We start from the raw sequence: 26,146 nt of genomic DNA, 5'->3' as shown, positions 1-26,146 counted from the left end.
CGTCGTTCCCGCGCAGGCGGGAACCCAAGTCAGCTAACAAACCACTAACCTCATCAGATATCCGCCTCCGTCTCATTGCCGTGTTCCTCGATCCAGGCGCGGCGCGCCGCGGCTTCGCCTTTGCCCATCAGCATATTGAAGCGCGATGCCGATTCGGCGTGGTCGTACTGGCCGAAGGCCACCGGCAGCAGGCGGCGCGTGTCCGGGTTCATGGTGGTTTCCCACAGCTGCTCGGCGTTCATCTCGCCCAGGCCCTTGAAGCGCGAGATGCTCCACACGCCCTCCTTCAGGCCTTCTTTCTTCAGCTTGTCTTCGATCGCCAGCAGTTCGCCGTCGTCCAGCGCGTACAGCTTCTGGATCGGCTTCTTGCCGCGCGCCGGCACGTCGACCCGGTACAGCGGCGGACGCGCGATGCAGATATTGCCGTTGCCGAACAGGGCAGGGAAGTGCTTGAAGAACAAGGTCAGCAGCAGCACCTGGATGTGCGAACCGTCGACGTCCGCATCGGACAGGATGCAGATCTTGCCGTAGCGCAGACCCGACAGGTCGGGCGAGTCGCCGACGCCATGCGGATCGACGCCGATCGCCACCGAGATATCGTGGATCTCGTTGTTGGCGAACAGGCGATCGCGGTCGGTTTCCCAGGAGTTGAGCACCTTGCCGCGCAGCGGCAGGATGGCCTGGAATTCCTTGTCGCGGCCCATCTTGGCCGAGCCGCCGGCCGAGTCGCCCTCGACCAGGAACAGCTCGTTGCGGGTGATGTCGGTCGATTCGCAATCGGTCAGCTTGCCCGGCAACACCGCCACGCCCGACGATTTCTTCTTCTCGACTTTTTGCAGCGAACGCAGGCGCGACTGGGCCTGCTTGATGACCAGTTCGGCCAGCTTCTTGCCGTATTCGACGTGCTGGTTCAGCCACAGTTCGAGCGGCGGTTTGGTAAACGTCGACACCAGCTTGAGTGCGTCGCGCGAGTTCAGGCGTTCCTTGGTCTGGCCCTGGAATTGCGGGTCCAGCACCTTGGCCGACAGCACGAACGAGACGCGCGCGAACACGTCCTCGGGCAGCAGCTTGACGCCTTTCGGCAGCAGGCCGTGCAGCTCGACGAAGTTCTTGACCGCGCCGAACAGGCCGTCGCGCAGGCCGGCTTCGTGGGTGCCGCCGCTCACGGTCGGGATCAGGTTGACGTAGGACTCGCGCACCACGCCGCCTTCCTCGGTCCAGGCCACGACCCAGTCGGCGCCTTCCCCCTCGGCGAAGCTGTCGTCGCCCGCGGCGGCGAATTGCGCGCCTTCGAACAGCGGGATCAGGGTCTCGCCGTTCGAGCTCTGCGCCAGCGCTTCGTTCAGGTAGCCGCGCAGGCCTTCGTCGTAGCGCCAGGTCTGGACGTCGCCGGTCTTGCCGTTGGTGAGCGTAACCGTCACCCCCGGCAGCAGCACCGCCTTCGAGCGCAGCAGGCGCTGCAGGTCGCCCAGCGGGATGTTCGGGGAATCGAAATATTTACCGTCCGGCCAGGCGGTGACGCGGGTGCCGTTCTTCTTGCCGCCACGTTCGGCAGGGCTGGAAGTGAGCGGCTCGATCACGTCGCCATTGGCAAATACCAGCTTGTGCTGGCCGTTGCCCTGGTCGTCCTTGCGCCACACCTCGATCTCGAGGCGCTTCGACAGCGCATTGGTGACCGAGACGCCGACCCCGTGCAGGCCGCCCGAGAAGGCGTAGGCGCCGCCCGAGCCCTTGTCGAACTTGCCGCCGGCGTGCAGGCGGGTGAACACGATCTCGACCGTGGACACGCCTTCTTCCGGGTGGATGCCGACCGGGATGCCGCGGCCGTCGTCCTCGACCGTGATCGAACCGTCAGGGTTCAGGGTCACGCCGATGTTCCTGCAGTGACCGCCCAGCGCTTCGTCGGAGGCGTTGTCGATCACTTCCTGGATGATGTGGAGCGGATTCTCCGTCCGGGTGTACATGCCCGGGCGCTGTTTCACAGGTTCGAGTCCCTTGAGGACGCGGATGGATGATTCGCTGTAGTCTGGAGCGGGTTTCTTGGAGGCCATCTTGAAGATTGATTGTCGAATGCTCCGGCATTCTAACTTGTCGGGAGGAAAAGGTTAGGCTTTTTTACTGTTTAAATATACAGTAGTTTGCGCTGTGACGTGCTTTTCGCTTTGCACGTTTGTGCTAGATTAAGCCAGATAATCACGGCAATGTCAGGGAGGGGCGTTACCGATGCACTTGTCCAGCTATCCGTTCACCATTCGCCTGATCGGGTTTACCCCGGCTGAAAGCGCGCGGCTCGAAGCCCTGCTGGCGCGGGCGCCGGGCGTGGGGCCGTCGTATTCTTGCCTGCATGACGATAGTTTGCAAGAGCCGGACCTGTATATCGCCAACGGCGACAGCCCGACCGCGCTGACCCGGCTCGGCTGCCTGCCGCCGGGATCGCTGCAGCCGGCGCTCGTGATCGGCAACCCGGGCAACCCCGGCGCCGAACCCTGGCGCACCCTGGCACGGCCGATCGACCCTCTGCAACTGTATGAAGCCCTGGCCGAACTGCTCGATACCCGGGTCCAGGTGCTGGTGCAGCAGAGTACCCGCACCGTCCGGCGCGTGCTGGCCGAGCGGCGCCGCCGTCCGCGCCTGGCGCCGGACTGCGAAACGCCGGCATTCTACACGCGCCTGCGCCGTGGTCCCGTAGATGGGGCCGTCCTGATCGTCGACAAGGAGTGCCAGCTGCGCAACCAGGTGGCGCGCGTGCTCGGCCCGCGCCGGGTGCCGGTGGAATGGACCGACAGCCTGTGCGCGGCGGTGCGCCTGTGCGACGAAACGCCGGTATCGCTGGTGCTGATCAACACGGCAGCGGTCGGCATCGAACCGTATGAGGTGTGCAGCTCGATCAAGTCGCAGGACGGGGCGCAGCGCACGCCGGTGGTGTTCCTGGTCGAGCAATCCTTTCACTACGATAGCGCGCGTGCGCGCCGCGCCGGGGCGCGCGGCCTGCTCACGACGCCGGTCGCCGGCCGCCACTGGATGCTGACCTTCCAGAAGCTGATGGATCTCCCGGTGTAGGGAGGACGCGACGTTTTGTAACAACTTTATATCGTGCGAAGCAATGGTGAAGTTATATTAATAACCATGGCTGAAGACGATCAAATCAAGCGCAAGGACGATCCGGCCGCGGACGTCGACGAGCGCCGCGAAACACGCGTGCGCGTGCCCGATCGCCGCGCGAGCGGCGGCCAGACCGCGCGCGGTCCCGCCCGCTACCTGCGCGATGGCGACAATGCCGTGGCCCTGGCCGGCCGGGTCATCACCTCACGTTTCCGCTCGCTGCGCGAACGCTTCAACCGCGATTTCATGCAGCGCACGCTGCACATCGGCGTTTCGGCCCGCATTTTTCATCCTGCCACCGGCGCCAAGGGGCTGCTCAGCAAGAACCTGCAGTATCTCGAGGAATCGATTGCCCAGTGGGTGATGTCGCGCGACGTGCTGGTATTCATGATCCCTACCGTGAATACCAACGGCCTGCTACACCCCAGCAACATCACCCTGCGCCACTATGCGCGCCACCTCGACGGCCTGGTGCTGCAGGGCGGGGCCGACGTGGCGCCGCAAACCTATTCCGAAACCCCGACCAAGCCCGAGTGGAGCGGCGACCGCGCGCGTGACGTCTACGAGCTCGAACTGCTGCACGAATTCGTCGACGCCGGCAAACCGGTGCTGGGCGTGTGCCGCGGTTGCCAGCTGATCAACGTCGCCTTCGGCGGCACCCTGCACCAGGACGTCGCCACCGACATGCCCGAGGCCCTGCCGCACGTGCACGATGTGTATGACGCGCACCGCCACGCCATCGTCTTCCCCAAGGGCTCGTCTCTGGGCCGCATGTTCCCCAAGGTCGAGCGGGCCATGGTGAACTCGATCCACCACCAGGCGGTCAAGGATCTGGGGCGCGACATCCGCGTCGAAGCCATGTCCGAGCCCGATGGCATCATCGAGGCGATCCGCTACCAGCGCGCCAACTTCGTCATGGGCCTGCAGTGGCACCCCGAATTCCACCGCGCCGGCGGCGTCGACCTGCTCGATTGCACGCCAGTGCTCGATGAATTCCTGCGCGCGGCGCGTGAAACCCGGCTGTAATTTCTCGCAATAATTGCCTTAGAGAACCCGCTTTCGCCCGACCTCCGCCGGCCCACGATTCGCTTGCCGAAAACGCTTGCTTTCGCCGCGTGACGCGTGAATAATGAAATGAGAATCATTCGCATCTCGTTGCAATTCACGTTATACCGTTGCGGACCGCAACCGCTTTTTTGGAGACGCTTGCATGACCATTTCCACCCCACACACGACGCCATCGGAGCCGCGCAGCCAGGACGCGTTGCTGGTCGCTTCGCTCCTGCACCTGATGTCCAATTACACGACGCGCGGCGACGGTGAGCAGCCGTGCGTCAAGCTGGCCTCGGTGATCGAGCGCCACCTGTGTGCGCTGTCGCGCTTGCCCAACATCGATCCCGTGCTGCGCGCCACCTGCGAACAGTTGGCCGACCAGTGGGCAGTCGTGGTCGACGCCAAGCTGCCACCGCCGGCGCCGACGCGCCAGCCCTTGCTGGCGCGCTTCATGAAAGGCAGCTGGGCTGGCAAGACGGCGCCGCTGGCGGGCTAACGCGCCTGCAGCAGCCCCTTCAGGCGATCGGCCCGGTCCGGAATGCGTTCCAGGGCAGGATAGCGCAAGCCGCCATCGTAGGCGATCGTGACCTTGCGCTTCTGCCCATCCAGTTGCACGGTGAGCGCGATGCCGGCCGGATCGCGGCGCGACACCGCCGCGGCCAGGCGCTCGATGCTGAACGGCTCGCCTCCCACCTCCACCAGCGTGGCGCCCGGCGCCAGCCCGGCCTTGAAGGCGGGGCTGTTCCAGCCGACCGAGCGCACCACACCTTTGCCGTTCACGCCGATCCCGAGGCCGTAGCTGAAGTCGGGGACTCCTTCGCCCTGCAGGGCGCGCTCGACGTAGCGGCTCGGCGTCGGTTTGTAGACCAGCCGGTAGCCGGCGCGTTCCAGGCCGTCTAGCAGGCCTGCGTCGCGATTGCCGTGCACGCGCTGTTCGAGATAGCCGCGCCAGTCGAAGGGCGCCAGCTTCGACAAGGTGGCGCAGACGTCGTCGAAGGTGTAGTCCTTGCTGGTCTTTCCTTGCACGGCGAAGAACCTGGCGGCGAAGTCGTCCATCCCATATTTGCCCTGGCTGCGTTCGCGCAGGATGCCGTCGATGTCCAGCCATAGCAGCACACCTTCGGCGTAGTAATCCTTACGGCGCTGCCAGTCGGTCCAGCTGACGCCGACACCGCCCGGCATCGTGATCGAATCGAGCGCGCTGTCGCCGAGCGCCTTCCAGGCGCGGCCCGGACGGTTCGCCATCGCGGCCGCGTCCAGGGCCAGCGCATCGAGCGTGTCCTGGAAACCGCGCAGGCCCGAGCGTGCGCCGATCACCCGCCCCCAGAACTCGGACTGCCCCTCGTACACCCACAGCAGCGTGCTTTGCATGGGCACGTTGGGCGTGGGCGTGCGATGGTCCGCGGGCTGGGCGAACTTGCCGTTCCAGGCATGGATGTATTCGTGGGCAAACAGGTCGATTTCCGCGGCCGAGGCTTCGCGGTTGGCCAGGAAGTCCGGCGGCAGCGTGACTTCGGCCGAGCGGATGTGTTCCAGGCCGCCCGGTCCTGGCAGGCGGTCCGTCAGCGGCACCAGGTAGTCGAAGTGGGGGAAGGGCGCCTGGCCGAATACCCTGGCGGTCTGTTCGACGATGGCGCGCAGCGGCGCGTCCATCGCCGCTGCACCGGCAAGCTGCGCGGCCTCGCCGGCGAAATAAGTCACGCGTACCGGGACCGGGCCGCCGGCCACCGTGCGTTTCTCCACGTGGGGCGCGGCCAGCACCGGCGAGTCGAGCAGCAGGTCGAGCGGCGTCGGCGCGAAGGTGATCGTCGAGCCGGCGCGGCTTTGCTCCACTAGCGAGGTCCCCGCCACCAGTCCCTTGGGCAAGGTCAGCGAGGCCGCCACCGGGATGCGGCTGGCAAACCATCCGGCGGGATACAGGATCACGTTCTGCCACTGCAGGTTGATCACGTCGCGGTTGATATGGCTCATGTGGCCGAGCGGCGCCAGGAACTCGAATGTCACCTCCAGTTCGCGCACGCCTGCCGGCACCTGCACGTGGAAGGCATGCGCGTCGAGGGGATCGCGGCGCCATGCCAGGCGCTGCCCGCCGCCCTGGATCGCGAGGCCGGCCATGCGCTGGACCTGGATCGTGGGGCCGTGGCTGCCGCCGTCCCACTTCGGATACAGCAGGGTCAGGCGGCCCGCCGACTGCACCGGCACGCGCTGCTTGACGCGGACGATGCGCTGCGCGGTGTCGCTGGCATCGACCTCGAGCTGCAAGGTGCCGGGGAAGGCGCGGTCGCGCGGCAAGGGGATGGTCGAGGCGGGCACACTCCACGGGGCCGCAGTCGACAGGGGGCTGGAACACAGCAGGGCGGGAAGCAGAAGCAGGGTGGCGGTCAGTTTAACCATGTGAGCATGAATAATGAAAAACTGCAGGTAGGCAATTTTCCATTATCATGCAACTTGGATACTGAATGTATAGAAATTGTGTCAGCTCGTGCGGCCGCCACGGAAGTGCTGGATCGCCGCATTGACCATGCCTTCGACGCTGCCTTCGCGTTCCACGTGGCGGCGCAGGATGGTGGCGTCGCTGCCGTCGTGCACCGCCGCCGCCAGGTGTTTCAGGGCATCCACGCTGCCCAGCGCTTCGGCATGCGGCAGCATGGTGTCGAGCGTCGCCAGGATGTCTTCGCGCATCGGCACATTCTCGTAGGTCTTCGGATGCGTGATGCTGCCGTCCAGGCCGAAGCGGCAGGCCTGGAAGCGGTTGTAGTTATAGACTAAATAGTCATCCTCTACCGGGGCTTCTTCCTTGCGCTGCAGCAGATGCCGGCATAGGGCCTGCAGGTAGCCGGCCAGCGCCGCCGCCCGCTCCACCGTGAGCGGCGTGTCGCACACGCGCAGCTCGATGGTGCCGTATTCCGGCTTGGGCCTCAGGTCCCAGTAAAAATCCTTCATGCTCTTGATGATGTTGGTGCGTTCCATCTTGGCGAAGTAGACGTCAGTGAACTCCTGCCAGGACAGCGTGAACGGCGCGCGGCCGCTCATCGGGAAAGCGAACACCGAATTCAGGCGCGCCGATTCGAACAGGCTGTCGTGGCCCTGTACAAAGGGCGACGACGCCGACAGCGCGATGAAGTGCGGCAGATAGCGGTTCAGCGCATGCAGCAGATACAAGGCATCGTCGCCGTTGGCGCAGCCGATGTGCACGTGCTGGCCGAACACCGTGAACTGCTTGGCCAGGTAGCCGTACAGCTGCGACAGGTATTCGTAGCGCGGCTTGGCCGAGATGCGCTGGTCGGACCAGTGCTGGAACGGGTGCGTGCCGCCGCCGGCGATGCCGATATTGAGCACGTCGCTGGCCGCCACCAGGGTGTCGCGGATCTCGGTCAGCTCGGCCAGCAGCGGCGCGTAGGCCGTGTGCACGCTCGAGTTAATCTCGATCATGCTCTCGGTGATCTCCGGCGTAACGTTGCCCGGGAACGGCTTGCGCTTCAGCAGGTGCATCAGGTCGGGGCTGGCCGCGGTCAGGTTGAAATCCGACAGGCTGACCAGTTGCAGTTCCAGCTCGACCCCGAAGGTGAGCGGCTGCGAGGGGGTGAAGGCTTCAAGCGGCATGGGTCGACTCCGGTGCTTCGCGCGCCCAGATCAGCGCGCGCTGGATGATGATCGGGCCGAAGACTTCGAGCAGCATCGTCACGGCCGCCATCGCATACAGTTCTTCGACCACTTTCAGGCCCGCATAGCGCGCGTGCTCGAGCAGCAGGATCACGAACACGGCCAGCGGCGCCAGCCCGAGGCCGGTGAGCGCCCCCTTGCGCCAGGTGACGCCCGACAGGTGGGCGAACGCCGTCACGCCCGCCACCTTGGCGAACATGCGCGCCAGCACCACGCTGATGGCGAGCAGGGCGCCGGCGGTGACCAGGCGCCAGTCGAGGGTCGAGGCGGCGTACACGAACAGCAGCACGGTCAGCACTTCGCCCAGCGCGCCGAAGTTGCGCTGGGTCTGGGTGAAGGCGACGCGCCGGTAGCGCACCGTCAGGCCGAAGGCCAGCGCCGCCACCACCGGCGTCAGGCCGGCGCTGTCGCACACGGCCACCAGCAGGATGATCGCAAGGGCGAAGGCGACGGTGGCGTCCTGCTGCTGATTGCCGATCGCGCGCAGCAGGGCCGGCACGATCACGCCGAAGATGGCCCCGATCAGGATCGAGCCGGCCAGCATCACCAGGCTTTGCCACAGCGCTTCGCCGACGGCGTCATAGGTGCGGAACAGCCAGATGCCGATGATGGCGTTGAAGGCGAACACCGACAGCACGCAGTTCAGGGCCGACAGGTGCAGCACCCGCTCCGTCATCTGGCCCGAGCTTTTCTGTTCGTTGACCACCCGCACCACGGTGGCGGGCGAGGTCGCCATCGACAGCGCCGCCATCAGGAGGGCCGTCAGGCGGCCGACGCCGAAGGCGCTGGCGACGAAATAGACGAGGATGAAGGTCAGCGCCGCCTCGACCAGGCCGGCCACGCCGATCCAGGGATTGTTGACCAGCCAGCGCAGGTTGATGCGGTTGCCCAGTTCGAACAGGATGAGGCCGAAGGCGACGTTGGCCAGCAGCGAGACCGGCCCCATATCGGGGGCGGGCAGGGCGCCGATCTGGGTGCTGCCGAGGGCGAAGCCGACCAGGCCATAGAAGCTGATGCGCGGCAGGCCGGTCCAGCGCTGGCCGAATTCGCCGGCCAGCCAGGCGAGTGCGATCGCCAGCGGCCACGCGAGACTAGTCAACAAGGACAGCAGGTCTGGCATTCGTTTTCCCCTCGATTCTTTTATATGGCGTGCGCTTGCCGCTTGCGTTCGCGGATTCTACAAGCGGACGAGGCACGCACGATTGTCCTGGCTCGCCCGTCCACGCGCCTTGTGTTGAGACACGGCGAGCGGCGGGCGAGTGGCTCGATCATAGCGATTCCAGCACGGCCGTCCGTGTCCGCACTAACACAGTGCGTAATTACATTGCTGAAAATAAATTGTTGCCTCGAAGACGTCGATTGTTTGCGCGAAGACCGTCGTACCCGCGAAGGCGGGTACCCAAGCCCTTCGCACAGCCGGCTTCGTCGAACGTAGTCACGGTGCAAGCAAGCTTGGGTACCCGCCTCCGCGGGTACGACGGTTTTTACACTGGAGGCAAAAGGAGACGGTGCTTATTTACTGAGCAATCGCATCGCCCGTTCCAGCCCTTCAAGCGTGATCGGAAACATGCGGTTGTTCATGATCTGGCGAATGAGGGCGATCGATTGCCGGTACTGCCACAGGTGTTCCGGCTCCGGATTGAGCCAGGCGAACTTGGGGAAGGTCGAGACGAAGCGCGCCAGCCAGGCCGCGCCCGGCTCTTCGTTGTTGTACTCGACCGAGCCGCCCGGCGCCATCACCTCGTAGGGGCTCATGGTGGCGTCGCCCACGAAGATCACCCGCGTATCGGCTGGATACTTGCGCAGCACGTCCCAGGTGTCGAAACGCTCGCTGTGGCGGCGGCGGTTGTTCTTCCACAGGTAGTCGTAGACGCAGTTGTGGAAGTAATAGAACTCCATGTTCTTGAATTCGCTGCTGGCAGCCGAGAACAGTTCTTCGGTGCGCTCGATGTGGTCGTCCATCGAGCCGCCAACGTCGAGCAGCATCACCACCTTGATCCGGTTCTTGCGTTCGGGCCGCATGCGGATGTCGAGCCAGCCGGCATTGCTGGCGGTGGCGCGGATGGTGTCGTCCAGCGCCAGTTCGTCCGCCGCGCCTTGGCGCGCGAAGCGGCGCAGGCGGCGCAGCGCGACTTTTAAATTACGCGTGCCCAGTTCGCGCTCGTCGTCGTAGTCGCGGAAGGTACGCTGTTCCCATACCTTGACCGCGCTGCGGTTGCGGCCCGTGCCGCCAATGCGGATGCCTTCCGGATTGGTGCCGCCGTGCCCAAAAGGCGAAGTGCCGCCAGTGCCGATCCACTTGCTGCCGCCGGCGTGGCGCTCCTTCTGCTCTTTCAGCAGTTCCTGCAGGCGCTGCTGCAGCTTGTCGTAGCCGAATTTTTCCAGCTGCGCCTTCTGTTCCGGCGTCAGCTCGCGCTCGAAGCGCTTGATCAGCCATTCCAATGGGATCTCCGCCTTCTCGTCGAATACCGCATCGACGCCCTTGAACCAGAGGCCGAACACGCGATCGAACTTGTCGAAGTGCGCCTCGTCCTTCACCAGCGTCAGGCGCGCGAGGTAATAGAACTCGTCGAGCGAGGGCGGGATCACCTGGCGCTGCAGGGCTTCGAGCAGAGTCAGGAATTCGCGGATCGAGACCGGGACCTTGGCCTCGCGCAGGGCGCGGAAGAAGTCGATCAGCATGGCCTAGCTCCCGGCGTGATGCGCCAGACGCGCCTCCAGGTGCGCCTTCACGCGCGGCCATTCGGCGCGCAGGATGCTGTACATGACGGTGTCGCGCGGCTGCCCGTTGCGGCGCGCGGCGTGATGGCGCAGCACGCCATCCTTGTGCGCACCGAGGCGTTCGATGGCCGCCTGCGAGGCGAAGTTCTCGCCATCGGTGCGCAGGCCCACCACGGCGCAGCCGAGCGTGTCGAAGCCGTGCCGCATCAGCATCAGCTTGCAGCTGGTGTTCACGTGGCTGCGCTGCGCGCTTTTGGCATACCAGGTGTAGCCGATTTCCACCCGGTCGACGTCCGGCACGATGTCGTGGTAGCTGGTGCTGCCGATCACGGCGCCGCTGGTGGCATCGAGCACGGCCCAGGCCCGGCGGTTGGCCATGCCCAGGGCGGTGTCGATATAGGCGCCGGCGTCCTGCGGCGCCGGCACGCTGGTCACGACCAGGTCCCACAGCTCGCCATCGCTGGCTGCCGCGCGCAAGCCGTCGGCGTGGTGCGGCGCCAGCGGCTCCAGGCGCACGCCGTTCAGTTCCAGCGTGATGGGCGACACCGTGATCATCGCCGGTTCCTCGCCATGGCCATCAGGCGGTCGAACAGGGCGATGTCCTGTTCGTTCTTGAGCAGGGCGCCGTGCAGCGGCGGGGCCTCGTTCTCGGCGCGCAGCGCTTCGGCCGGCACGTCCTCGGCCAGCAGCAGTTTGAGCCAGTCGAGGAATTCCGAGGTCGACGGCTTCTTCTTGATGCCGGGGACGTCGCGCAGCGCATAGAAGCTTTGCAGGGCCGCCGCCAACAGGTCCTGCCTGAGCGTCGGGAAGTGCACGCCCACGATATCGGCCATCGTCTCGCGGTCCGGGAACTGGATGTAATGGAAGAAGCAGCGGCGCAGGAAGGCGTCTGGCAGTTCCTTTTCGTTGTTGGAGGTGATGATCACCAGCGGGCGGTGTTTGGCCACCACCATCTCGCGCGTCTCGTAGACGTAGAACTCCATGCGGTCGAGCTCACGCAGCAGGTCGTTGGGGAACTCGATGTCGGCCTTGTCGACTTCATCGATCAGCAGCACGACCGGCTCGGGCGACGTGAACGCCTGCCACAGCACGCCCTTGACGATGTAGTTCTGGATGTCGCGCACGCGCTCGTCGCCCAGCTGCGAATCGCGCAGGCGCGAGACCGCGTCGTATTCGTACAGGCCTTGCTGGGCCTTGGTGGTCGACTTCACGTGCCACTGCAGCAGCGGCATGTTCAGCGCGGCCGCGACCTCTTCGGCCAGCATGGTCTTGCCGGTGCCCGGCTCGCCCTTGATCAGGAGCGGGCGGCCCAGCGTGAGCGCGGCGTTGACGGCCAGTTTCAGGTCGGGAGTGGCGACGTAGTTGTCGCTGCCTTCGAAGCGGGGAGATGCATGCATGGCGGGTAGGAGCGAAATCGAAGAAGATGGGCCGAGTATATGACAGAACAGGCGTCGCGGCGCCGGACGCCGGTTTGTAGACTGGTGTCAAGTCTTCAGATAGAATCGGCCGGTTGGTAAGCCTTTGCTAAGTTTTTGTGCGGTTGCGATTTTCGACATATAACTAACGAGACGCCCATGAAAAAAACTCTGGTACCACTGGCGCTGGCGCTCCTTGCCGGCGCCGCCGGCAGCGCATCCGCCGCGGAAGTGGTCGGTAATCCCCAGGCGGCTACCGCCAAGATCGAGATGTGCATCGGCTGCCATGCCATCCCCGGCGGCTACAAGACGGCATTCCCCGAGGTGTACCGCGTGCCGATGATCGGCGGCCAGTCGGCCAAGTACATCGAATCCGCACTCAAGGCCTATCGCAAGGGCGACCGCAAGCATCCTTCCATGACCGGCATCGCGCGCTCGATGAGCGACCAGGACATCGCCGACGTGGCGGCCTATTATTCCCAGCAATCGTCGAACCAGACGACCGCCAAGCGATGAGGACCGCCATGAAGAACACGATGCTCCTGCTGGTCCTCGGCGCCATCTCGGTTGGCGCCAGCGCCAACGACGTCAAGCGCGGCGAAGCCCTGGCCCAGAAATACAACTGCGCCTCCTGCCACGGCGCCGACTTCAACAAGCCGATCGACCCGACTTATCCGAAGCTGGCCGGCCAGCATGCCGACTATCTCACGCATGCGCTGCGCGCCTACAAGCGCGGCGCCGGCGCCAACGGCCGCGTCAATCCGATCATGGCCGGCCTGGTGCAGCCGCTGTCGAACCAGGATATGGCCGATCTCGGCGCGTATCTCGCCAGCCTGCCGTCGCAGCTGGTGATCAAGAAGTAGGCCTGTCGTTACGCGGCTGCGCGGCAACTGGTAACATGCGCTCCCCTCTGCTGCAGTGCAGCGAGGGGATTGTCATCCTTGCCGCTGGAGCCGCCGTGCCGTCCCTTACCCCCGCTTACCTCAAGATCAATCTGCTGGCCGGCCTGACCGTCGCGCTGGCGCTGGTGCCCGAGGCGATCGCCTTCGCCCTGGTCGCCCACCTGTCCCCGCTCACCGGCCTCTATGCGGCGGTGATCGTCGCCTTCATCACGTCGTGCTTCGGCGGCCGGCCCGGCATGATCTCGGCCGCCGCCGGTTCGCTGGCGGTGGTGATGGTGGCGCTGGTGGTCCAGCATGGCGCGCAATACCTGCTGGCCGCCGTGGTGCTGATGGGCGTGCTGCAACTGCTGTTTGCCGCCGCGCGCCTGGGTAAATTCATCCGCATGGTGCCGCATCCGGTGATGCTCGGCTTCGTCAACGGCCTGGCGCTGGTGATCTTCCTGGCCCAGTTCAACCACTTCAAGGAGCCGGGCCCGGATGGCGCGCCGCAGTGGATGGCCGGTCCCGAACTGGCGGTCATGGCCGGCATCATCGTCGTCACGATGGCGGTGATCTACCTGACCCCGCGCCTGACCAAAGCGGTGCCGTCGACCCTGGTCGGCATCCTGGTGGCAAGCAGCGGCTGCGCGCTGCTCGGCATCGAGACCAAGACCGTGGGCGACCTCGGTTCGATCGCCGGCGGCCTGCCGGGCTTCGCGCTGCCCGACGTGCCGTGGAACCTGGAGACGCTGCGCATCGTATTTCCCTACTCACTGGTGCTGGCCGGCGTCGGCCTGATCGAGTCGCTGCTGACGCTCACCCTGATCGACGAGATCACCGATACGCGCGGCCAGCCGAACCGCGAGTCGCTGGCGCTGGGCGCCGCCAACGTCGCGGCCGGCCTGTTCGGCGGCATGGGCGGCTGCGCGCTGATCGGCCAGAGCATGATCAATGTGAACAGCGGCGCCACCGGGCGCCTGTCGGGCATCGCGGCCGCGCTGTTCCTGCTCGCCTTTATCCTGTTCGGGTCCAGCTGGATCGAGGCGATCCCGCTGGCGGCGCTGGTCGGCGTGATGTTCGTGGTGTGCGAAAAGACCTTCGAGTGGGGCACGTTCCGCCTGGTGGGGAAGGTGCCGCGCGCCGACCTGTGCGTGATCGTGCTGGTGGCGGGCATCACCCTGGTCTACGACCTGGCGCTGGCGGTGATTGCGGGCGTGATCGTGTCGGCGCTGGTGTTCGCCTGGCAGCACGCCAAGCAGGTACGGGCCGCCGTCTCGCACGATGAGCAGGGCTGGAAGGTGTATGCGCTGGAAGGTACGCTGTTCTTCGCCTCGGTGACGCCATTCCAGGCGCTGTTCACGCCGAAAGACGATCCGCAGGACGTCATCATCGACTTCCTGCATGCGCGGGTGGTCGACCACTCGGCGATCCAGGCGATCGACGCGCTGGCCGAACGCTATCGCCTGCTGGGCAAGCGCCTGCACCTGCGCCACCTGAGTCCGGACTGCCGCGAGCTGTTGGACAAGGCGCGCGGCATGGTCGAGGTAAACCTGGTGGAAGACCCGCGCTACCGGGTCGCGGACGACAAGCTGGGGTGAATCGCGGAGCGGATCACGCGAATGCGCGCCGGCGCACGCATTCAATATAGGCTTCGGTATCCGGCGGCACGCCGTTGCGTTGCGACGCCCAGATCATCTCGCCCAGGCATTCCATGATTTCGTGGTGGGCGTCGTGCTGACCGCGCCGGGCCACCAGGGCATCGTGGGCGGCGCGGATGCCGCGCGGCTGGTCGATCGAGATCTGTTCGGCGATCGACAGGTGCATCGACAGGTGCAGGAAGGGATTCGCCTTGCCGCCTTCGACCGAATAGTCGGCCGCGATTGCCGCCTCGACGTCCTCGAACTGCTCGTGGTATTCGGGATGCTGGACGATCCAGTCGGCCGCGATCGCGTCCATCGGGGTCAGGATCTCGCCATTGCGGTGCTTGCGGTAGGCTTCGCAGAAGAAGCGGCGCACGTCGTGCGAGGACGGAGTGAACATGGCGGGGCAGGGGAAAAGGAGAAAGCGGGCATTGTAGCGCGATGGCGCGCCCGCCGCCCGCGGGGAAGCGGCATGCGCCGCTTCCCCGGATGTGGCAAGAATGACTACTTGTTCGGCGCCAGTACCAGCGATTCCGGTCCTGCCGGACTGGGTCCGTTGGCTGCAACCATGTCCTGGGCCGGCTTGGCCCCTTGCGACCTGCCATGCGGCTGGCGCAGGTAGCGCGCGCTGTGGCGCCGCTCGCCGTGCTGGCCCCTGGCCGGCCAGGTGACAAAGCGCGACAGTTCCTGCAGGGCGCGCTGGTAGACGTCGCGCTTGAACTCGATCACGACGTCCAGCGGCACCCAGTAGTCGTGCCAGCGCCAGGCATCGAATTCCGGGTGGTCGGTCAGGCGCAGATTGACTTCGTTGTCGCGCGCAACCATGCGCAACAGGAACCAGATCTGCTTCTGGCCGCGGTAATGGCCGCGGATTTCGCGCTTGATGAAGTGGTCGGGCACCTCGTAGCGCAGCCAGTCGCGGGTTCGCCCCATGATCTTGACGTGCTCCTGGCGCAGGCCGATTTCTTCTTCGAGCTCGCGGTACATTGCCTGTTCTGGCGTCTCTCCGTACTTGATCCCCCCTTGCGGGAATTGCCATGAGTGCTCGCGCACCCGCTTGCCCCACCAGACCTCGTTGTTAGCGTTCAGCAGGATGATGCCGACGTTGGGCCGAAACCCTTCACGGTCGAGCATAAGTGCACCTCGATACTTTCTGCCGGCGGATCGTCCCTTATGTTTTTACCTACAAATTCTGTACGCCCGTGGGTTTTCCGCACCGCTTGCGCGGTGGATGCTGCTGGTTGCGGACCCTGTTTGTAGAAAGATTGGACGCATCAGCCGGCTAATCCTTTAAAATTAGGTCGATTATAACCCTCTCTTTTTAAAAAGAATTCACTGATATGCGCGCCTCACGATTTTTTATTTCAACTCTTAAAGAAGCGCCTTCCGATGCCGAGATCGTCAGCCACAAGCTGATGATGCGCGCCGGGATGATCAAGCGCCTGGGTTCCGGCATCTATACCTATATGCCGGTCGGGTTGCGCGTCATCCGCAAGGTCGAAGCGATTGTCCGTGAAGAAATGAACCGTGCGGGCGCCATCGAACTCCTGATGCCGCTGGTGCAGCCGGCCGAACTGTGGCAAGAAACGGGCCGCTGGGACAAGATGGGCGACGAGTTGATGCGCGTCAAAGACCGTCACGGTCGCGATTTCGCGATCCAGCCGACGTCCGAAGAAGTGGTCACCGACGTCGTGCGCAGCGAAATCAAGTCGTACCGCCAGTTGCCGGTCAACTTCTATCATATCCAGACCAAGTTCCGCGACGAGCGCCGTCCGCGCTTCGGCCTGATGCGCGGCCGCGAATTCACCATGAAGGACGCATACTCCTTCGACCGCGATCTGGAAGGCATGCAGAAGTCCTACCAGACCATGTTCGACGCCTACACCCGGATCTTCAACCGCTTCGGCCTGAAGTTCCGCGCGGTGGCTGCCGACAATGGCGCCATCGGCGGCACCGGTTCGCATGAATTCCACGTCATCGCCAGCACCGGCGAAGATGCGCTGGTGTACTGCCCTGACTCCGACTACGCGGCCAATATGGAAGCGGCCGAAGCCATCGCCAGCGGCGCGCGCGGCGCGGCGACCCAGGCGTTGACGAAGACCTCGACCCCGGGCAAGACCAAGTGCGAAAGCGTGGCCGAGCTCTTGAATTTGCCGTTGGCGCAGACCGTCAAGACCATCGCCCTGACCGTCGAGAGCGAAGAAGGCAAGAAGAGCTTCTGGGTGCTGCTGCTGCGCGGTGACCATGAGCTCAACGAGATCAAGGTCTCCAAGGTCGCCGGCCTGAAGGACTTCCGCTTCTCGACCGAGGCCGAGATCCTCGAGGTGTTCGGCACCGTGCCGGGCTACCTGGGGCCGATCAACACCAAGCTGCCGGTCAACGTCGTGGCCGACCGCACGGTCGCCAACATGGCCGACTTCGTGTGTGGCGCCAACGAGGCCGACTTCCACTACACGGGCGCCAACTGGGGCCGTGATGTGCCAGAACCGCTCGTTGCCGACCTGCGCAACGTGGTCGAGGGCGACGCTTCGCCGGACGGCAAGGGCGTGCTGGCGATCGAGCGCGGCATCGAGGTGGGCCACGTGTTCCAGCTCGGCACCGCCTACTCGGAAGCGATGGGCGCGACCTTCCTCGACGAAGGTGGCCGTCCCGCGCCGCTGCAGATGGGCTGCTACGGCATCGGCGTGACCCGCATCCTGGGCGCGGCGATCGAGCAGAACTTCGACGACAAGGGCATCGTGTGGCCTGACACGATCGCCCCGTTCGAGCTGGTGCTGTGCCCGATGGGCCTGGACCGCAGCGAGATGGTGAAAGAAGCCACCGAACAGCTGTATGCCGAGCTGCAGGCGGCCGGCATCGACGTGATCGTCGACGACCGCGGCCTGCGTCCGGGCGCGATGTTCGCCGACTGGGAACTGATCGGCGTGCCGCACCGCGTCGTGATCGGCGAGCGTGGCCTGAAGGAAGGCAACCTGGAATACCAGGGCCGCCGCGACGAAGCGGCGAGCGCCGTGGCCGTGGCGGACATGGTCGCCTTCATCAAGGGCAAGCTGGGCAAGTGATGCGGATGCGCCTCGCCTCCTGGCTAGGAGGCGCCGTACTCGCGTGCGCCTTCGGCCTGGGTGGGGGCGAGGCGTCCGCCGGCAACCAGAAGGAAGAAGCGCTGTCGGATTCGGTGCGCCTGGCCCTGGCCAACGCCATCGCAGACGCGCGCCCGCCGCGGCCGGCTTTCCGCACCGAGGCGGCGCGGGCGCGCTACCAGGCCTGGCTGAACGCCATGTCGGGCCGGCTCGTCAAGCGCCTGCCCGACGTCCAGACCCGCACCGAATTCCTCGAGACGGTCTGGTACGAATCGACCCGCGCCGGTCTCGATCCGGGGCTGGTGCTGGGCCTGATCCAGGTCGAATCGGCCTATCGCAAGTACGCGATCTCGATCGCCGGCGCGCGCGGCTATATGCAGGTGATGCCGTTCTGGACCAAGGTGATCGGCGACGGCGACCGCCGCCGCCTGTTTCATATGCAGACCAATCTGCGCTACGGCTGCGCGATCCTGCGCATGTATATCGACATGGAACGCGGCGACCTGTACCTGGCGCTGGGCCGCTACAACGGCAGCCGGGGCAAGCCCAAGTACCCGAACGCGGTGCTGGCGGCGTGGAAGAATTGGGAATTCAAGCACGGTATCTAAACCGGGCATGCTGTACAAAACCCCAACATTTCAGTTCACCAACGTGTCACGTTAGCAGTGTAGACTTTCCGCTTTCCCAAGCAGAGGACTGCATGCGACCGACCACTCTTGCCTCCGCCGCGCTGCTGGCGGTACTCGCCGGCTGCGCGACAACGCCGCCCGATTCAACCCAATCCACCGCCGCGCAAGGCGCCGTCGCGGCCAATGCCGTCGACCAGCGCGCGAAGAACGTCATCTTCTTCCTCGGCGACGGCATGGGCATCAACACACTGACCGCGGCGCGCATCTTCGCCGCCGGCGAAGACGGCGAGCTGGCGATCGACAAGATGCCCGAGTCGGCCTTCGTGAAGACCTTCTCGAACGATGCGCAAGTCACCGACAGCGCCGCTTCGATGGCCGCCTACATGACCGGCGTGAAGCACAATAACGGCGTGGTCTCGATGTCCTTCGGCACCCGCTCGGTCGCACCGGGCAAGGACGCCAACGGCAACAACCTGGTGAGCCGCTGCGAGAATGGTACCGCCGCCGTCACCCTGCTCGAACTGGCCAAGCGCCGCGGTATGGCGGTCGGCGTGGTCACCAATACCAGCGTCACCGACGCCACTCCGGCCTCGACCTATGCCCACGCCTGCCACCGCAAGCTGGAAACCGATATCGCCGCCAGCCTGGTGCCGGGCGGCGCCGGCTACAACAAGGCGCTCGGCGACCGTGGCCTGGACGTGCTGTTCGGCGGCGGCGCCCAGAACTTCACGCCGTTCAACCGCGGCGGCAAGCGCGCCGACAACCGCGACCTGCTGGCCGAACTGCAGGCCAGGGGCTTGCGCGTGGTGAACGACACCGCGCAATTCGCGGCCCTGCAACCGGGCCAGCCGGCGGTCGGCCTGTTCGCGCCGAACCACATGGACTTCGACGCTACCCGCGACCCAGCGCGCCAGCCGGCCCTGCCGGCAATGGCGACCAAGGCGATCGAGCTGCTGGCGCCGAACAAGAACGGCTTCTTCCTGATGGTCGAGGGCGGCCTGATCGACCACGCCCTGCACGCGACCCTGGGCAAGCGCGCCCTGCAAGAAACGGTGAGCTACAACGCGGCGCTGCAGGCGGCGATCGAGCGCATGGAAACGCTCGATCCGGGCCTGAAGAACACCCTGATCGTCGCCACCGCCGACCATGACCACACCCTGATCCTGAACGGCTACGCGGCCCGCACCGGCAAGACCACGCCCACCAACCCGGGCGTGATCGGCCTGGTGCGCAACGCCGACGGCACCCCTAGCCTGGACGGCAAGGGCCAGCCTTACACCATCATCGGCTTCGGCACTGGCGAGCAGCGCCACGCGGGCGACCGTACCGTGCACCTGACGGACGAAGTCGTGACGCGCGACGACTACCACCAGGAAGCGGTGGTGCGCACCCGCACCGGCGCCGAGACCCATGGCGGCAGCGACGTCTACCTGGGCGCGACCGGCGCCAACGCCGAACTGTTCCGCGGGACCATCGACAACACCCGCGTGTTCAACCTGATCAAGACCGCCGCCGGCCTGTAAGCCGCGACCAGGAGCCCTCATGACTTTCAAACGTTTTACTCCACTGCTGCTGGCTGCCTGCTGCGCCGCTGCATTTTCCACTCCCGCCGCCGCCCAGCAAAAGGCGAAGAACATCATCTTCTTCCTGGGCGACGGCATGGGCCCGACCACGATCACCGCTGCCCGCATCTATCGCGGCGGCGAGGACAGCCTGCTGCACTTCGAGCGCCTGATGGAGCGCACCGCGCGCGTCAAGACGTATTCGGCCGACTACCAGACCACCGACAGCGCGCCGTCGATGGGCGCCTACATGACCGGCGTGAAGATGAACAACGACGTCATCTCGCAGGCCGGCGCGCGCCCCATCGATCCAACGAAAGAAGGCGTCGACATGTGCGGCGCCAATAACGGCACGCCGGCCGTGACGATCCTGGAACTGGCCAAGGCCCAGGGCAAGGCCACCGGCGCCATCACCACCACCGAGCTGACCCACGCCACCCCGGCATCGACCTTTGCGCACAGCTGCAGCCGCGACGCGGTGTACACGATCGCGCAGCAGATCGTGCCCGGCGGCGCCGGCTACAACCCGGCGCTGGGCAACGGCGTCGACGTGCTGATGGGAGGAGGGCGCAACCACTTCACGCCGGTTGACCCCGCCACCAATCCGAAGGGCCGTCCCGACGGGCGCGACCTGATGGCCGAATTCGCCGGCGCCGGCTACTACGTGGCCGGCACCCGCGCCGGCATGATGTCGGCGCAGCCGGGCCGCAAGTTCGTGGGCATCTTCAGTGCCACCAGCCACCTCGATTACTCGTACCAGCGCCGTTCGGAACAGCCGACCCTGGCCGAGATGACCGGCAAGGCGATTGACCTGCTGTCGAAGAATCCGAACGGTTTCTTCCTGATGGTCGAAGGCGGCAAGATCGACCACGCCCTGCACGACACCCGCGCCAAGCATGCGCTGGAAGAGACGGTGGCCTTCGACGACGCCCTGCAGCTGGCGATCGAGCGCATGCGCGCCATCGATCCGGGCCTGCAGAACACGCTGATCGTGCTGACCGCCGACCATGACCACACGATGCAGATCAACGGCTATCCGAAGCGCGGCAATCCGATCACCGACATCGTGCGCGACTATGCGTCGGGCGAGCCGAAAAAGGATGCGGACGGCAAGACCTTCACCACCCTGGTGTTCGGCAACGGCCCAAACCGCCCGGATGCGCGCGCCGACGTCGACAGCGTGGTGGCGCAGAGCGATGATTATCATCAGGAAACTGGCGTGCACAAGTCGTCGGAAACCCACGGCGGCGGCGACGTCAAACTGTTTGCGACCGGCGCGGGATCGGCGCCGTTCAAGGGCACGATCGAGAATACGCAGGTGTTCCACCTGATGAAAGCGGCGGCCGGTTTGTAATGGATACGGATCGGTGCACCGCATCGATCCGATAGGTTATTAACCTGCTGCCACTATTATTTACAGCTGAATAACAAAAAAGCCCCGGGTTTGAAACCGGGGCTTTTTTTAAGCGTGAAGCTTATTGAAATAGCGCGTTGGCTTATTTCAGGTGATCCGAAATGAGCTTGGTCATTTCGAACATCGAGACTTGTGCCTTGCCGCCGAAAACCGCTTTCAGCTTGTCGTCGGCATTGATCATGCGGCGATTCGCTGCGTCTTGCAGGTCTTTCGACTTGATGTAATCCCAGACCTTCTTGGTCACTTCGGTGCGCGGCAGCGGCTTGTCGCCAACGACGGCAGCCAGCGTGGCGGACGGGGTCATGGCTTTCATGAAAGCAGCATTTGGCTTGCGCGCGGCTGCCGGCTTATCGGCCGACTTCGCTGCTGGTGCTGCCTTTTTTGCTGCCGGCTTGGCCGCTGCAGCAGGCTTGGCAGCGTCTTTTTTTGCTGGCGCTGCAGTGGTTTTTTTGGCTGTTGCCATCTTCGAGCCTCCTAAAACGAACACGTGGAAAAGTGCGTAATTTATCGCACGCCTATATTGGTAGCGTTTTACAGAACGTGCAAGTCTTTTTCAAAACTTTTTCACTCATAAAACCCGCCAAATGGGCGTTATCGCACACAACAACGCATGAGAACGAAAAAACGCTGACAAGCGGCGAAAAAAAACCGCGCAAAGCGATACTTTGCGCGGTGTTCGCCGATTGGCATGCAGATTAACGCATGCCGGGCATCATGCCCTTCATCCCGCGCATCATCTTCATCAGGCCGCCGCCCTTGAGCTTTTTCATCATGGTCTGCATCTGGTCGTACTGGTTCAGCATGCGGTTCACTTCCTGCACCTGCACGCCGGCGCCGGCCGCGATGCGGCGCTTGCGGTTGGCCTTGATCAGTTCGGGTTTGGCGCGCTCGAGCGGGGTCATCGAGTCGATGATGCCCACCATGCGCTGCACGGATTTTTCGGCCTGGCCCATATTGGCGCCGGCCGCCGCCTGCTGGAACTGGGCCGGCAGTTTATCCATCAGGCCGGCCATGCCGCCCATTTTCTTCATTTGCGTCAGTTGCGACTTGAAGTCGTTCATGTCGAAGCGGCCGCCGACCTTGATCTTGTTGGCCAGTTCGGCCGCCGCCTCGGCGTCGACGCCCTTGCGCGCTTCTTCGACCAGCGCCAGGATGTCGCCCATGCCCAGCACGCGGTTGGCCATGCGGGTGGGGTCGAAGGCTTCCAGGCCGTCGAGTTTTTCGGACACGCCGGCGAACTTGATCGGCTTGCCGGTCACGTGACGCACCGACAGCGCCGCACCGCCGCGCGAATCGCCATCGAGCTTGGTCAGCACGATGCCGGTCAGGGGCAGGGCGTCGTTGAAGGCCTTGGCGGTGTTGATCGCATCCTGGCCCAGCATGGCGTCGACCACGAACAGGGTCTCGACCGGATTGACGGCGCCGTGCACGGCGGCGATTTCTTGCATCATCGCTTCGTCGATGCCCAGGCGGCCGGCGGTGTCGATGATCAGGACGTCGTGGTAATGCTTCTTGGCCCAGTCCAGCGCGGCGCGGGCGATGTCGACCGGCTTGTCGCTGGCGGTGGACGGGAAGAAGTCGGCGCCGACCTGCTTGGTGACGGACTCCAGCTGGGCGATCGCGGCGGGACGGTAGACGTCGGCCGAGACGGTCAGGACTTTCTTCTTCTTTTGTTCCTTGAGGTACTTGGCCAGCTTACCCGTGGTGGTGGTCTTACCCACACCCTGCAGGCCGGCCATCAGGATGATCGCGGGCGGCTGCTGGGCGAAGGAGAGTTGGGTCGCTTCGGGGCCGAGGTCGGCGCCCATCAGCGCGGCCAGCTCTTTCTGCACCACGCCGACCAGGGCCTGGCCGGGCGACAGCGAGCCGACGACTTCTTCGCCCAGGGCCTTCTCTTTGACCTTGGCGATGAATTCGCGCACCGCCGGCAGCGCCACGTCCGCCTCGAGCAGGGCCATGCGCACTTCGCGCAGCATTTCCGCGGTGTTCGCCTCGGTCAGGCGGGCCTCGCCGCGCATGGTCTTGACGACCTTGGCAAGGCGTTGGGTGAGGTTATCTAGCATGTCTACCTAATATAGAAAGAAGCGCAATTCGGACTTGGCGCAGGTTCGCCAACGCGTCATTTTACCTTGCGCCGCCACTGCCCTGCATACCCCATCGCGCCGAACCCGGCCTGTCCCGGCCATTTTTCGCCAACGCCGTCGCCTTTTGGCATAACGCAAACACGACCCACGGCTGCCATGTTGTATTGCCTACTCGCCTTTCCGGCAAGCATGAATCCTATAAATCGAGGTCAGGAGAAACGTTATGACGCAGATGTTTGGCAAGACATTGATCGCATTGGCGCTCTTTGCCGTGGGAGGGACCTCAGCGGCCCAGGACGTCGTGCGGCTGGGGAATCTGAAGCTGGCGCATTTCGGCGCGGTGTCCTATATCAAGGAAATCGCGCCGGGCTGCGGCATCCGGGTCGAGGAAAAGATGTTCGCCAAGGGGCTGGACATCATGCAGGCGATCATCGCCGGCGAACTGGACGTGGGCGCTACCGCGTCCGAGGCCGCGATCCAGGGCCGCGCCGGCGGCGCCCCGGTGGTGGTGGTGGCCGGCTTCGCGCGCGGCGGGGCGCGGCTGGTGGCGCGGCCCGAGCTGAAGATAGTGTCGGTGTCCCAGCTCAAGGGGAAAAAAGTGGGCGTCACCCGCGGCGGCATCCAGGAAGTGCTCCTGATGGCCGAGCTGGCGCGCAACAAGCTGAGCGCCGACACCACCAGCCGCAAGGACGTGCAGCTGGTCTACCTGTCCTATCCCGAGCTGAACCAGGCGCTGCTGGGCCGGCACATCGACGCGATGATGCAATCCGAGCCGCAATCGTCGCAGGCGATCAATATGGGTTTTGGCGTGGAAGTCATGAAACCCTACGGAACGCCGATCGGCGAGCCGGTGCGCACCATGGTCATGACCGAAAAATTCTACCGCGAGCGTCGGCCGCTGGCCGAGAAGTTCATGCGCTGCTTCGTGCAAGCCACGCGCACCTTCATCGACCGGCCCGACATCGCCGAACACTATGTGCGCCAGTCGATGTTCAAGGGCCAGATCACGACCGCCGACTTCCGCGCGGCGATGGCCAATTCACCGTACTCCTATGACATCACGCCCCAGCACATCCAGGTCACGACCGACGTCATGGCGCAGACCGGAGTGGGGCGCATGGCGCGTCCGCCGCTGGCCAGCGACTGGGTCCGTACCGACCTGCTGGTCTCGGCCAAGAAAAGCCTGAACATCAAGTAGGGGAGCATCGATCATGGAACGCATCGAACGACGCAAGACGATCCGCAAGAAGCGGCTCCGATGGAACGACGCCGCCACCGGCCTGGTGGTGCCGGTGCTGGCGATCGCACTCTGGCAATGGGTAGCAGCCAGCGGCCTGGTCGACCGCCAGGTGCTGCCGGCGCCGCTGGACGTGTGGCGCAAGTGGGTCGACTACCTGCTGCCGCTGGAGCCGTTCGAGCATTACACCGATGGCGGCTGGCTCACATGGGCGTTGTCGGGCGAACTGCCGGTGGACGTCATCGCCAGCCTGTACCGGGTGGTGGTGGGCTTCGCCATCGGCGCCGGGCTGGCGCTGCCGCTCGGGCTGGCAATGGGGGCAAGCCAGCGCGTGCACGCCTGGATGAACCCCCTGGTGCAGGTGCTGCGGCCGATCCCGCCGATCGCCTACATCCCGCTGGCGATGCTGTGGTTCGGGCTCGGCAATCCGCCGGCGGTGTTCCTGATCGCGATCGGGGCGTTCTTTCCGGTCCTGATGAACACGATCGCCGGCGTGCGCCAGGTCGACGGCATCTATCTGCGCGCGGCGCACAACCTCGGCGCCGGCAAGCTGACGATGTTCCTGCGCGTGATCCTGCCGGCGGCGGTGCCCTACATCCTGTCCGGCGTGCGGATCGGGATCGGCACCGCCTTCATCGTCGTGATCGTGGCCGAGATGATCGCCGTGAACAGCGGCCTGGGTTTCCGCATCTCGGAGGCGCGCGAGTACTTCTGGTCGGACAAGGTCATCGCCGGGATGATCTCCATCGGCGTGCTGGGCCTCCTGATCGACATCGGCGTCAACCGACTGAACAACCATTTGCTGCGCTGGCACCGCGGCCTGGAGCACTGACATGAGCGATATCCATATCCGTATCGAGGGCGTCAATAAAGTGTTCGGCGCCGAAGACCATGAAGTGGTGGCCCTGCAAGGCATCGACCTGGCGCTCGAACGCGGGCAGTTCACCTGCCTGCTCGGCCCTTCGGGCTGCGGCAAGTCGACCCTGCTCAATGCGGTGGCCGGCTTCGCGCCGCCGTCTTCCGGGGAGATCCTGGTCGATGGCCGCCCAGTCACCGGGCCGGGGCCGCAGCGCGGCATGGTGTTCCAGGAATACGCGCTGTTTCCCTGGATGACGGTCGAGCAGAACATCCGCTTCGGCCTCGAGATCAAGCGCATGCGCGGGCCGGAGATCGACCGCCGGGTGGACGAGCTGCTCAAGCTGCTGTCGCTGGCCGACTTTCGCACCCGCTATCCGAAGGACCTGTCCGGCGGCATGCGCCAGCGGGTGGCGATCGCGCGCGTGCTGGCGCTCGATTCGCCGATCCTGCTGATGGACGAGCCCTTCGGCGCGCTCGACGCGCTCACCCGGCGCAACCTGCAGGACGAGCTGCTGCGCCTGTGGGCCGAGCTCAGAAAGACGATCCTGTTCGTCACCCACAGCATCGAGGAAGCGATCTACCTGGCCGACCGCATCGTCGTGATGACTTATCGGCCGGGGACGATCAAGCGCGATCTCCTGGTCGAGATCGCGCGCCCGCGCGACCCGGCGGCGCCGGAATTCAACCTGCTCAAGCGCGAGCTGGGGCTGATGGTGATGGAAGAGCAGGCGCGGCATCACAACGACGAGTTGCGGATGGTGGCGGTGGATTGAACGTACGCCACATATATATGTGGCGGCGCCATCG

24 protein-coding genes are annotated in these 26,146 nt (G+C 65.0%); 13 read left to right on the top strand and 11 right to left on the bottom strand.

Translation table 11 applies throughout. The features are described from left to right. Positions 1–53: 53 nt before the first annotated feature. Complete coding sequence (locus SOM28_RS05160) at positions 54–2,051, bottom strand: DNA topoisomerase IV subunit B (protein WP_123069735.1); 1,998 nt, start codon at positions 2,049–2,051, stop codon at positions 54–56. Between the two features lie 172 nt (positions 2,052–2,223). On the opposite strand from SOM28_RS05160, the gene SOM28_RS05155 reads away from it, so the two are divergent. The 3 genes from SOM28_RS05155 (at position 2,224) to SOM28_RS05145 (ending at position 4,651) form a co-directional block, all read left to right on the top strand. Next, on the top strand, positions 2,224–3,060 hold the full coding sequence (locus SOM28_RS05155; protein WP_320467437.1) for a response regulator: 837 nt from the start codon (positions 2,224–2,226) through the stop codon (positions 3,058–3,060). A 66-nt stretch (positions 3,061–3,126) separates the two neighbouring features. Next, entirely contained in the window at positions 3,127–4,128 is a 1,002-nt protein-coding gene (locus SOM28_RS05150) for a gamma-glutamyl-gamma-aminobutyrate hydrolase family protein (protein ID WP_123069733.1), read from the top strand. 184 nt (positions 4,129–4,312) lie between these two features. Continuing rightward, entirely contained in the window at positions 4,313–4,651 is a 339-nt protein-coding gene (locus SOM28_RS05145) for a hypothetical protein (protein WP_320467436.1), read from the top strand. Here SOM28_RS05145 and SOM28_RS05140 read toward each other — a convergent pair. From SOM28_RS05140 to SOM28_RS05115, 6 genes are all read right to left on the bottom strand, one after another. After that, positions 4,648–6,549 carry a M61 family metallopeptidase gene (locus tag SOM28_RS05140; RefSeq protein WP_320467435.1) on the bottom strand — a complete coding sequence of 634 codons (1,902 nt, stop codon included), beginning with the start codon at positions 6,547–6,549 and terminating at the stop codon, positions 4,648–4,650. The two genes, SOM28_RS05145 and SOM28_RS05140, sit on opposite strands and share 4 nt — an antisense overlap. Before the next feature lie 81 nt (positions 6,550–6,630). After that, positions 6,631–7,758 carry a YbdK family carboxylate-amine ligase gene (locus tag SOM28_RS05135; protein ID WP_320467434.1) on the bottom strand — a complete coding sequence of 376 codons (1,128 nt, stop codon included), beginning with the start codon at positions 7,756–7,758 and terminating at the stop codon, positions 6,631–6,633. Then, a complete protein-coding gene (locus tag SOM28_RS05130) occupies positions 7,748–8,938 on the bottom strand; it encodes a cation:proton antiporter (protein WP_320467433.1) in 1,191 nt (396 codons plus the stop codon). The genes SOM28_RS05135 and SOM28_RS05130 overlap by 11 nt, the downstream gene beginning before the upstream one ends. A gap of 392 nt (positions 8,939–9,330) precedes the next feature. Beyond that, the gene (locus tag SOM28_RS05125; RefSeq protein ID WP_320467432.1) at positions 9,331–10,500 is read right to left on the bottom strand and encodes a vWA domain-containing protein; all 1,170 of its coding nucleotides are present in this window, start codon (positions 10,498–10,500) and stop codon (positions 9,331–9,333) included. A 3-nt stretch (positions 10,501–10,503) separates the two neighbouring features. Beyond that, a complete protein-coding gene (locus tag SOM28_RS05120) occupies positions 10,504–11,094 on the bottom strand; it encodes a GNAT family N-acetyltransferase (RefSeq protein WP_320467431.1) in 591 nt (196 codons plus the stop codon). Next, positions 11,091–11,936, bottom strand: coding sequence for an AAA family ATPase (locus SOM28_RS05115; protein ID WP_123071277.1), 846 nt, complete (start codon positions 11,934–11,936; stop codon positions 11,091–11,093). Before SOM28_RS05115 ends, SOM28_RS05120 begins: the two co-directional genes overlap by 4 nt. A gap of 177 nt (positions 11,937–12,113) precedes the next feature. Here SOM28_RS05115 and SOM28_RS05110 point away from each other — a divergent pair, with 177 nt between their 5' ends. The 3 genes from SOM28_RS05110 to SOM28_RS05100 all read left to right on the top strand — a co-directional run bounded on the left by SOM28_RS05110 (position 12,114) and on the right by SOM28_RS05100 (position 14,433). Beyond that, positions 12,114–12,470 carry a c-type cytochrome gene (locus SOM28_RS05110; protein WP_123071278.1) on the top strand — a complete coding sequence of 119 codons (357 nt, stop codon included), beginning with the start codon at positions 12,114–12,116 and terminating at the stop codon, positions 12,468–12,470. Positions 12,471–12,478: 8 nt separating this feature from the next. Then, positions 12,479–12,817 (top strand): c-type cytochrome, encoded by a 339-nt coding sequence (locus tag SOM28_RS05105; protein ID WP_123071279.1) that lies wholly within the window; start codon positions 12,479–12,481, stop codon positions 12,815–12,817. A 95-nt stretch (positions 12,818–12,912) separates the two neighbouring features. Continuing rightward, positions 12,913–14,433 carry a SulP family inorganic anion transporter gene (locus tag SOM28_RS05100; protein WP_320467430.1) on the top strand — a complete coding sequence of 507 codons (1,521 nt, stop codon included), beginning with the start codon at positions 12,913–12,915 and terminating at the stop codon, positions 14,431–14,433. A 13-nt stretch (positions 14,434–14,446) separates the two neighbouring features. Here the strand turns inward: SOM28_RS05100 and SOM28_RS05095 are convergent, their stop codons facing one another. Further along, positions 14,447–14,875: a DUF1841 family protein gene (locus tag SOM28_RS05095; RefSeq protein ID WP_147933298.1), complete on the bottom strand. Its 429-nt coding sequence runs from the start codon at positions 14,873–14,875 to the stop codon at positions 14,447–14,449. A 104-nt stretch (positions 14,876–14,979) separates the two neighbouring features. Continuing rightward, a complete protein-coding gene (locus SOM28_RS05090) occupies positions 14,980–15,609 on the bottom strand; it encodes an RNA pyrophosphohydrolase (protein ID WP_320467429.1) in 630 nt (209 codons plus the stop codon). Positions 15,610–15,815: 206 nt separating this feature from the next. Here SOM28_RS05090 and SOM28_RS05085 point away from each other — a divergent pair, with 206 nt between their 5' ends. The 4 genes from SOM28_RS05085 (at position 15,816) to SOM28_RS05070 (ending at position 21,100) form a co-directional block, all read left to right on the top strand. Beyond that, the gene (locus tag SOM28_RS05085) at positions 15,816–17,537 is read left to right on the top strand and encodes a proline--tRNA ligase (RefSeq protein WP_320467428.1); all 1,722 of its coding nucleotides are present in this window, start codon (positions 15,816–15,818) and stop codon (positions 17,535–17,537) included. Beyond that, positions 17,537–18,163, top strand: a complete 627-nt coding sequence (locus SOM28_RS05080) for a lytic transglycosylase domain-containing protein (RefSeq protein ID WP_320467427.1) — start codon at positions 17,537–17,539, stop codon at positions 18,161–18,163. The genes SOM28_RS05085 and SOM28_RS05080 overlap by 1 nt, the downstream gene beginning before the upstream one ends. Positions 18,164–18,255: 92 nt before the next feature. After that, positions 18,256–19,707: an alkaline phosphatase gene (locus SOM28_RS05075; protein ID WP_320467426.1), complete on the top strand. Its 1,452-nt coding sequence runs from the start codon at positions 18,256–18,258 to the stop codon at positions 19,705–19,707. Positions 19,708–19,726: 19 nt separating this feature from the next. After that, positions 19,727–21,100, top strand: coding sequence for an alkaline phosphatase (locus tag SOM28_RS05070; RefSeq protein ID WP_123071286.1), 1,374 nt, complete (start codon positions 19,727–19,729; stop codon positions 21,098–21,100). A gap of 142 nt (positions 21,101–21,242) precedes the next feature. Here SOM28_RS05070 and SOM28_RS05065 read toward each other — a convergent pair whose 3' ends face one another. Continuing rightward, positions 21,243–21,623: an SWIB/MDM2 domain-containing protein gene (locus tag SOM28_RS05065; RefSeq protein ID WP_109346291.1), complete on the bottom strand. Its 381-nt coding sequence runs from the start codon at positions 21,621–21,623 to the stop codon at positions 21,243–21,245. 232 nt (positions 21,624–21,855) lie between these two features. Continuing rightward, on the bottom strand, positions 21,856–23,223 hold the full coding sequence (gene ffh / locus SOM28_RS05060) for a signal recognition particle protein (RefSeq protein ID WP_123071287.1): 1,368 nt from the start codon (positions 23,221–23,223) through the stop codon (positions 21,856–21,858). Positions 23,224–23,467: 244 nt separating this feature from the next. Here ffh and SOM28_RS05055 point away from each other — a divergent pair, with 244 nt between their 5' ends. From SOM28_RS05055 to SOM28_RS05045, 3 genes are read left to right on the top strand one after another with little or no spacing between them, the layout of a single operon-like run. Further along, a complete protein-coding gene (locus SOM28_RS05055) occupies positions 23,468–24,442 on the top strand; it encodes an ABC transporter substrate-binding protein (RefSeq protein WP_123071288.1) in 975 nt (324 codons plus the stop codon). 13 nt (positions 24,443–24,455) lie between these two features. Continuing rightward, on the top strand, positions 24,456–25,313 hold the full coding sequence (locus tag SOM28_RS05050; protein ID WP_320467425.1) for an ABC transporter permease: 858 nt from the start codon (positions 24,456–24,458) through the stop codon (positions 25,311–25,313). Position 25,314: 1 nt separating this feature from the next. Continuing rightward, positions 25,315–26,112, top strand: a complete 798-nt coding sequence (locus SOM28_RS05045) for an ABC transporter ATP-binding protein (protein WP_320467424.1) — start codon at positions 25,315–25,317, stop codon at positions 26,110–26,112. Positions 26,113–26,146 lie beyond the last annotated feature (34 nt).

It is taken from the genome of Massilia sp. CFBP9026, assembly GCF_034045165.1.
Taxonomy (GTDB): Bacteria; Pseudomonadota; Gammaproteobacteria; order Burkholderiales; family Burkholderiaceae_D; genus Telluria; species Telluria arenae.
This window is presented reverse-complemented; position numbering and strand designations above follow the sequence as displayed.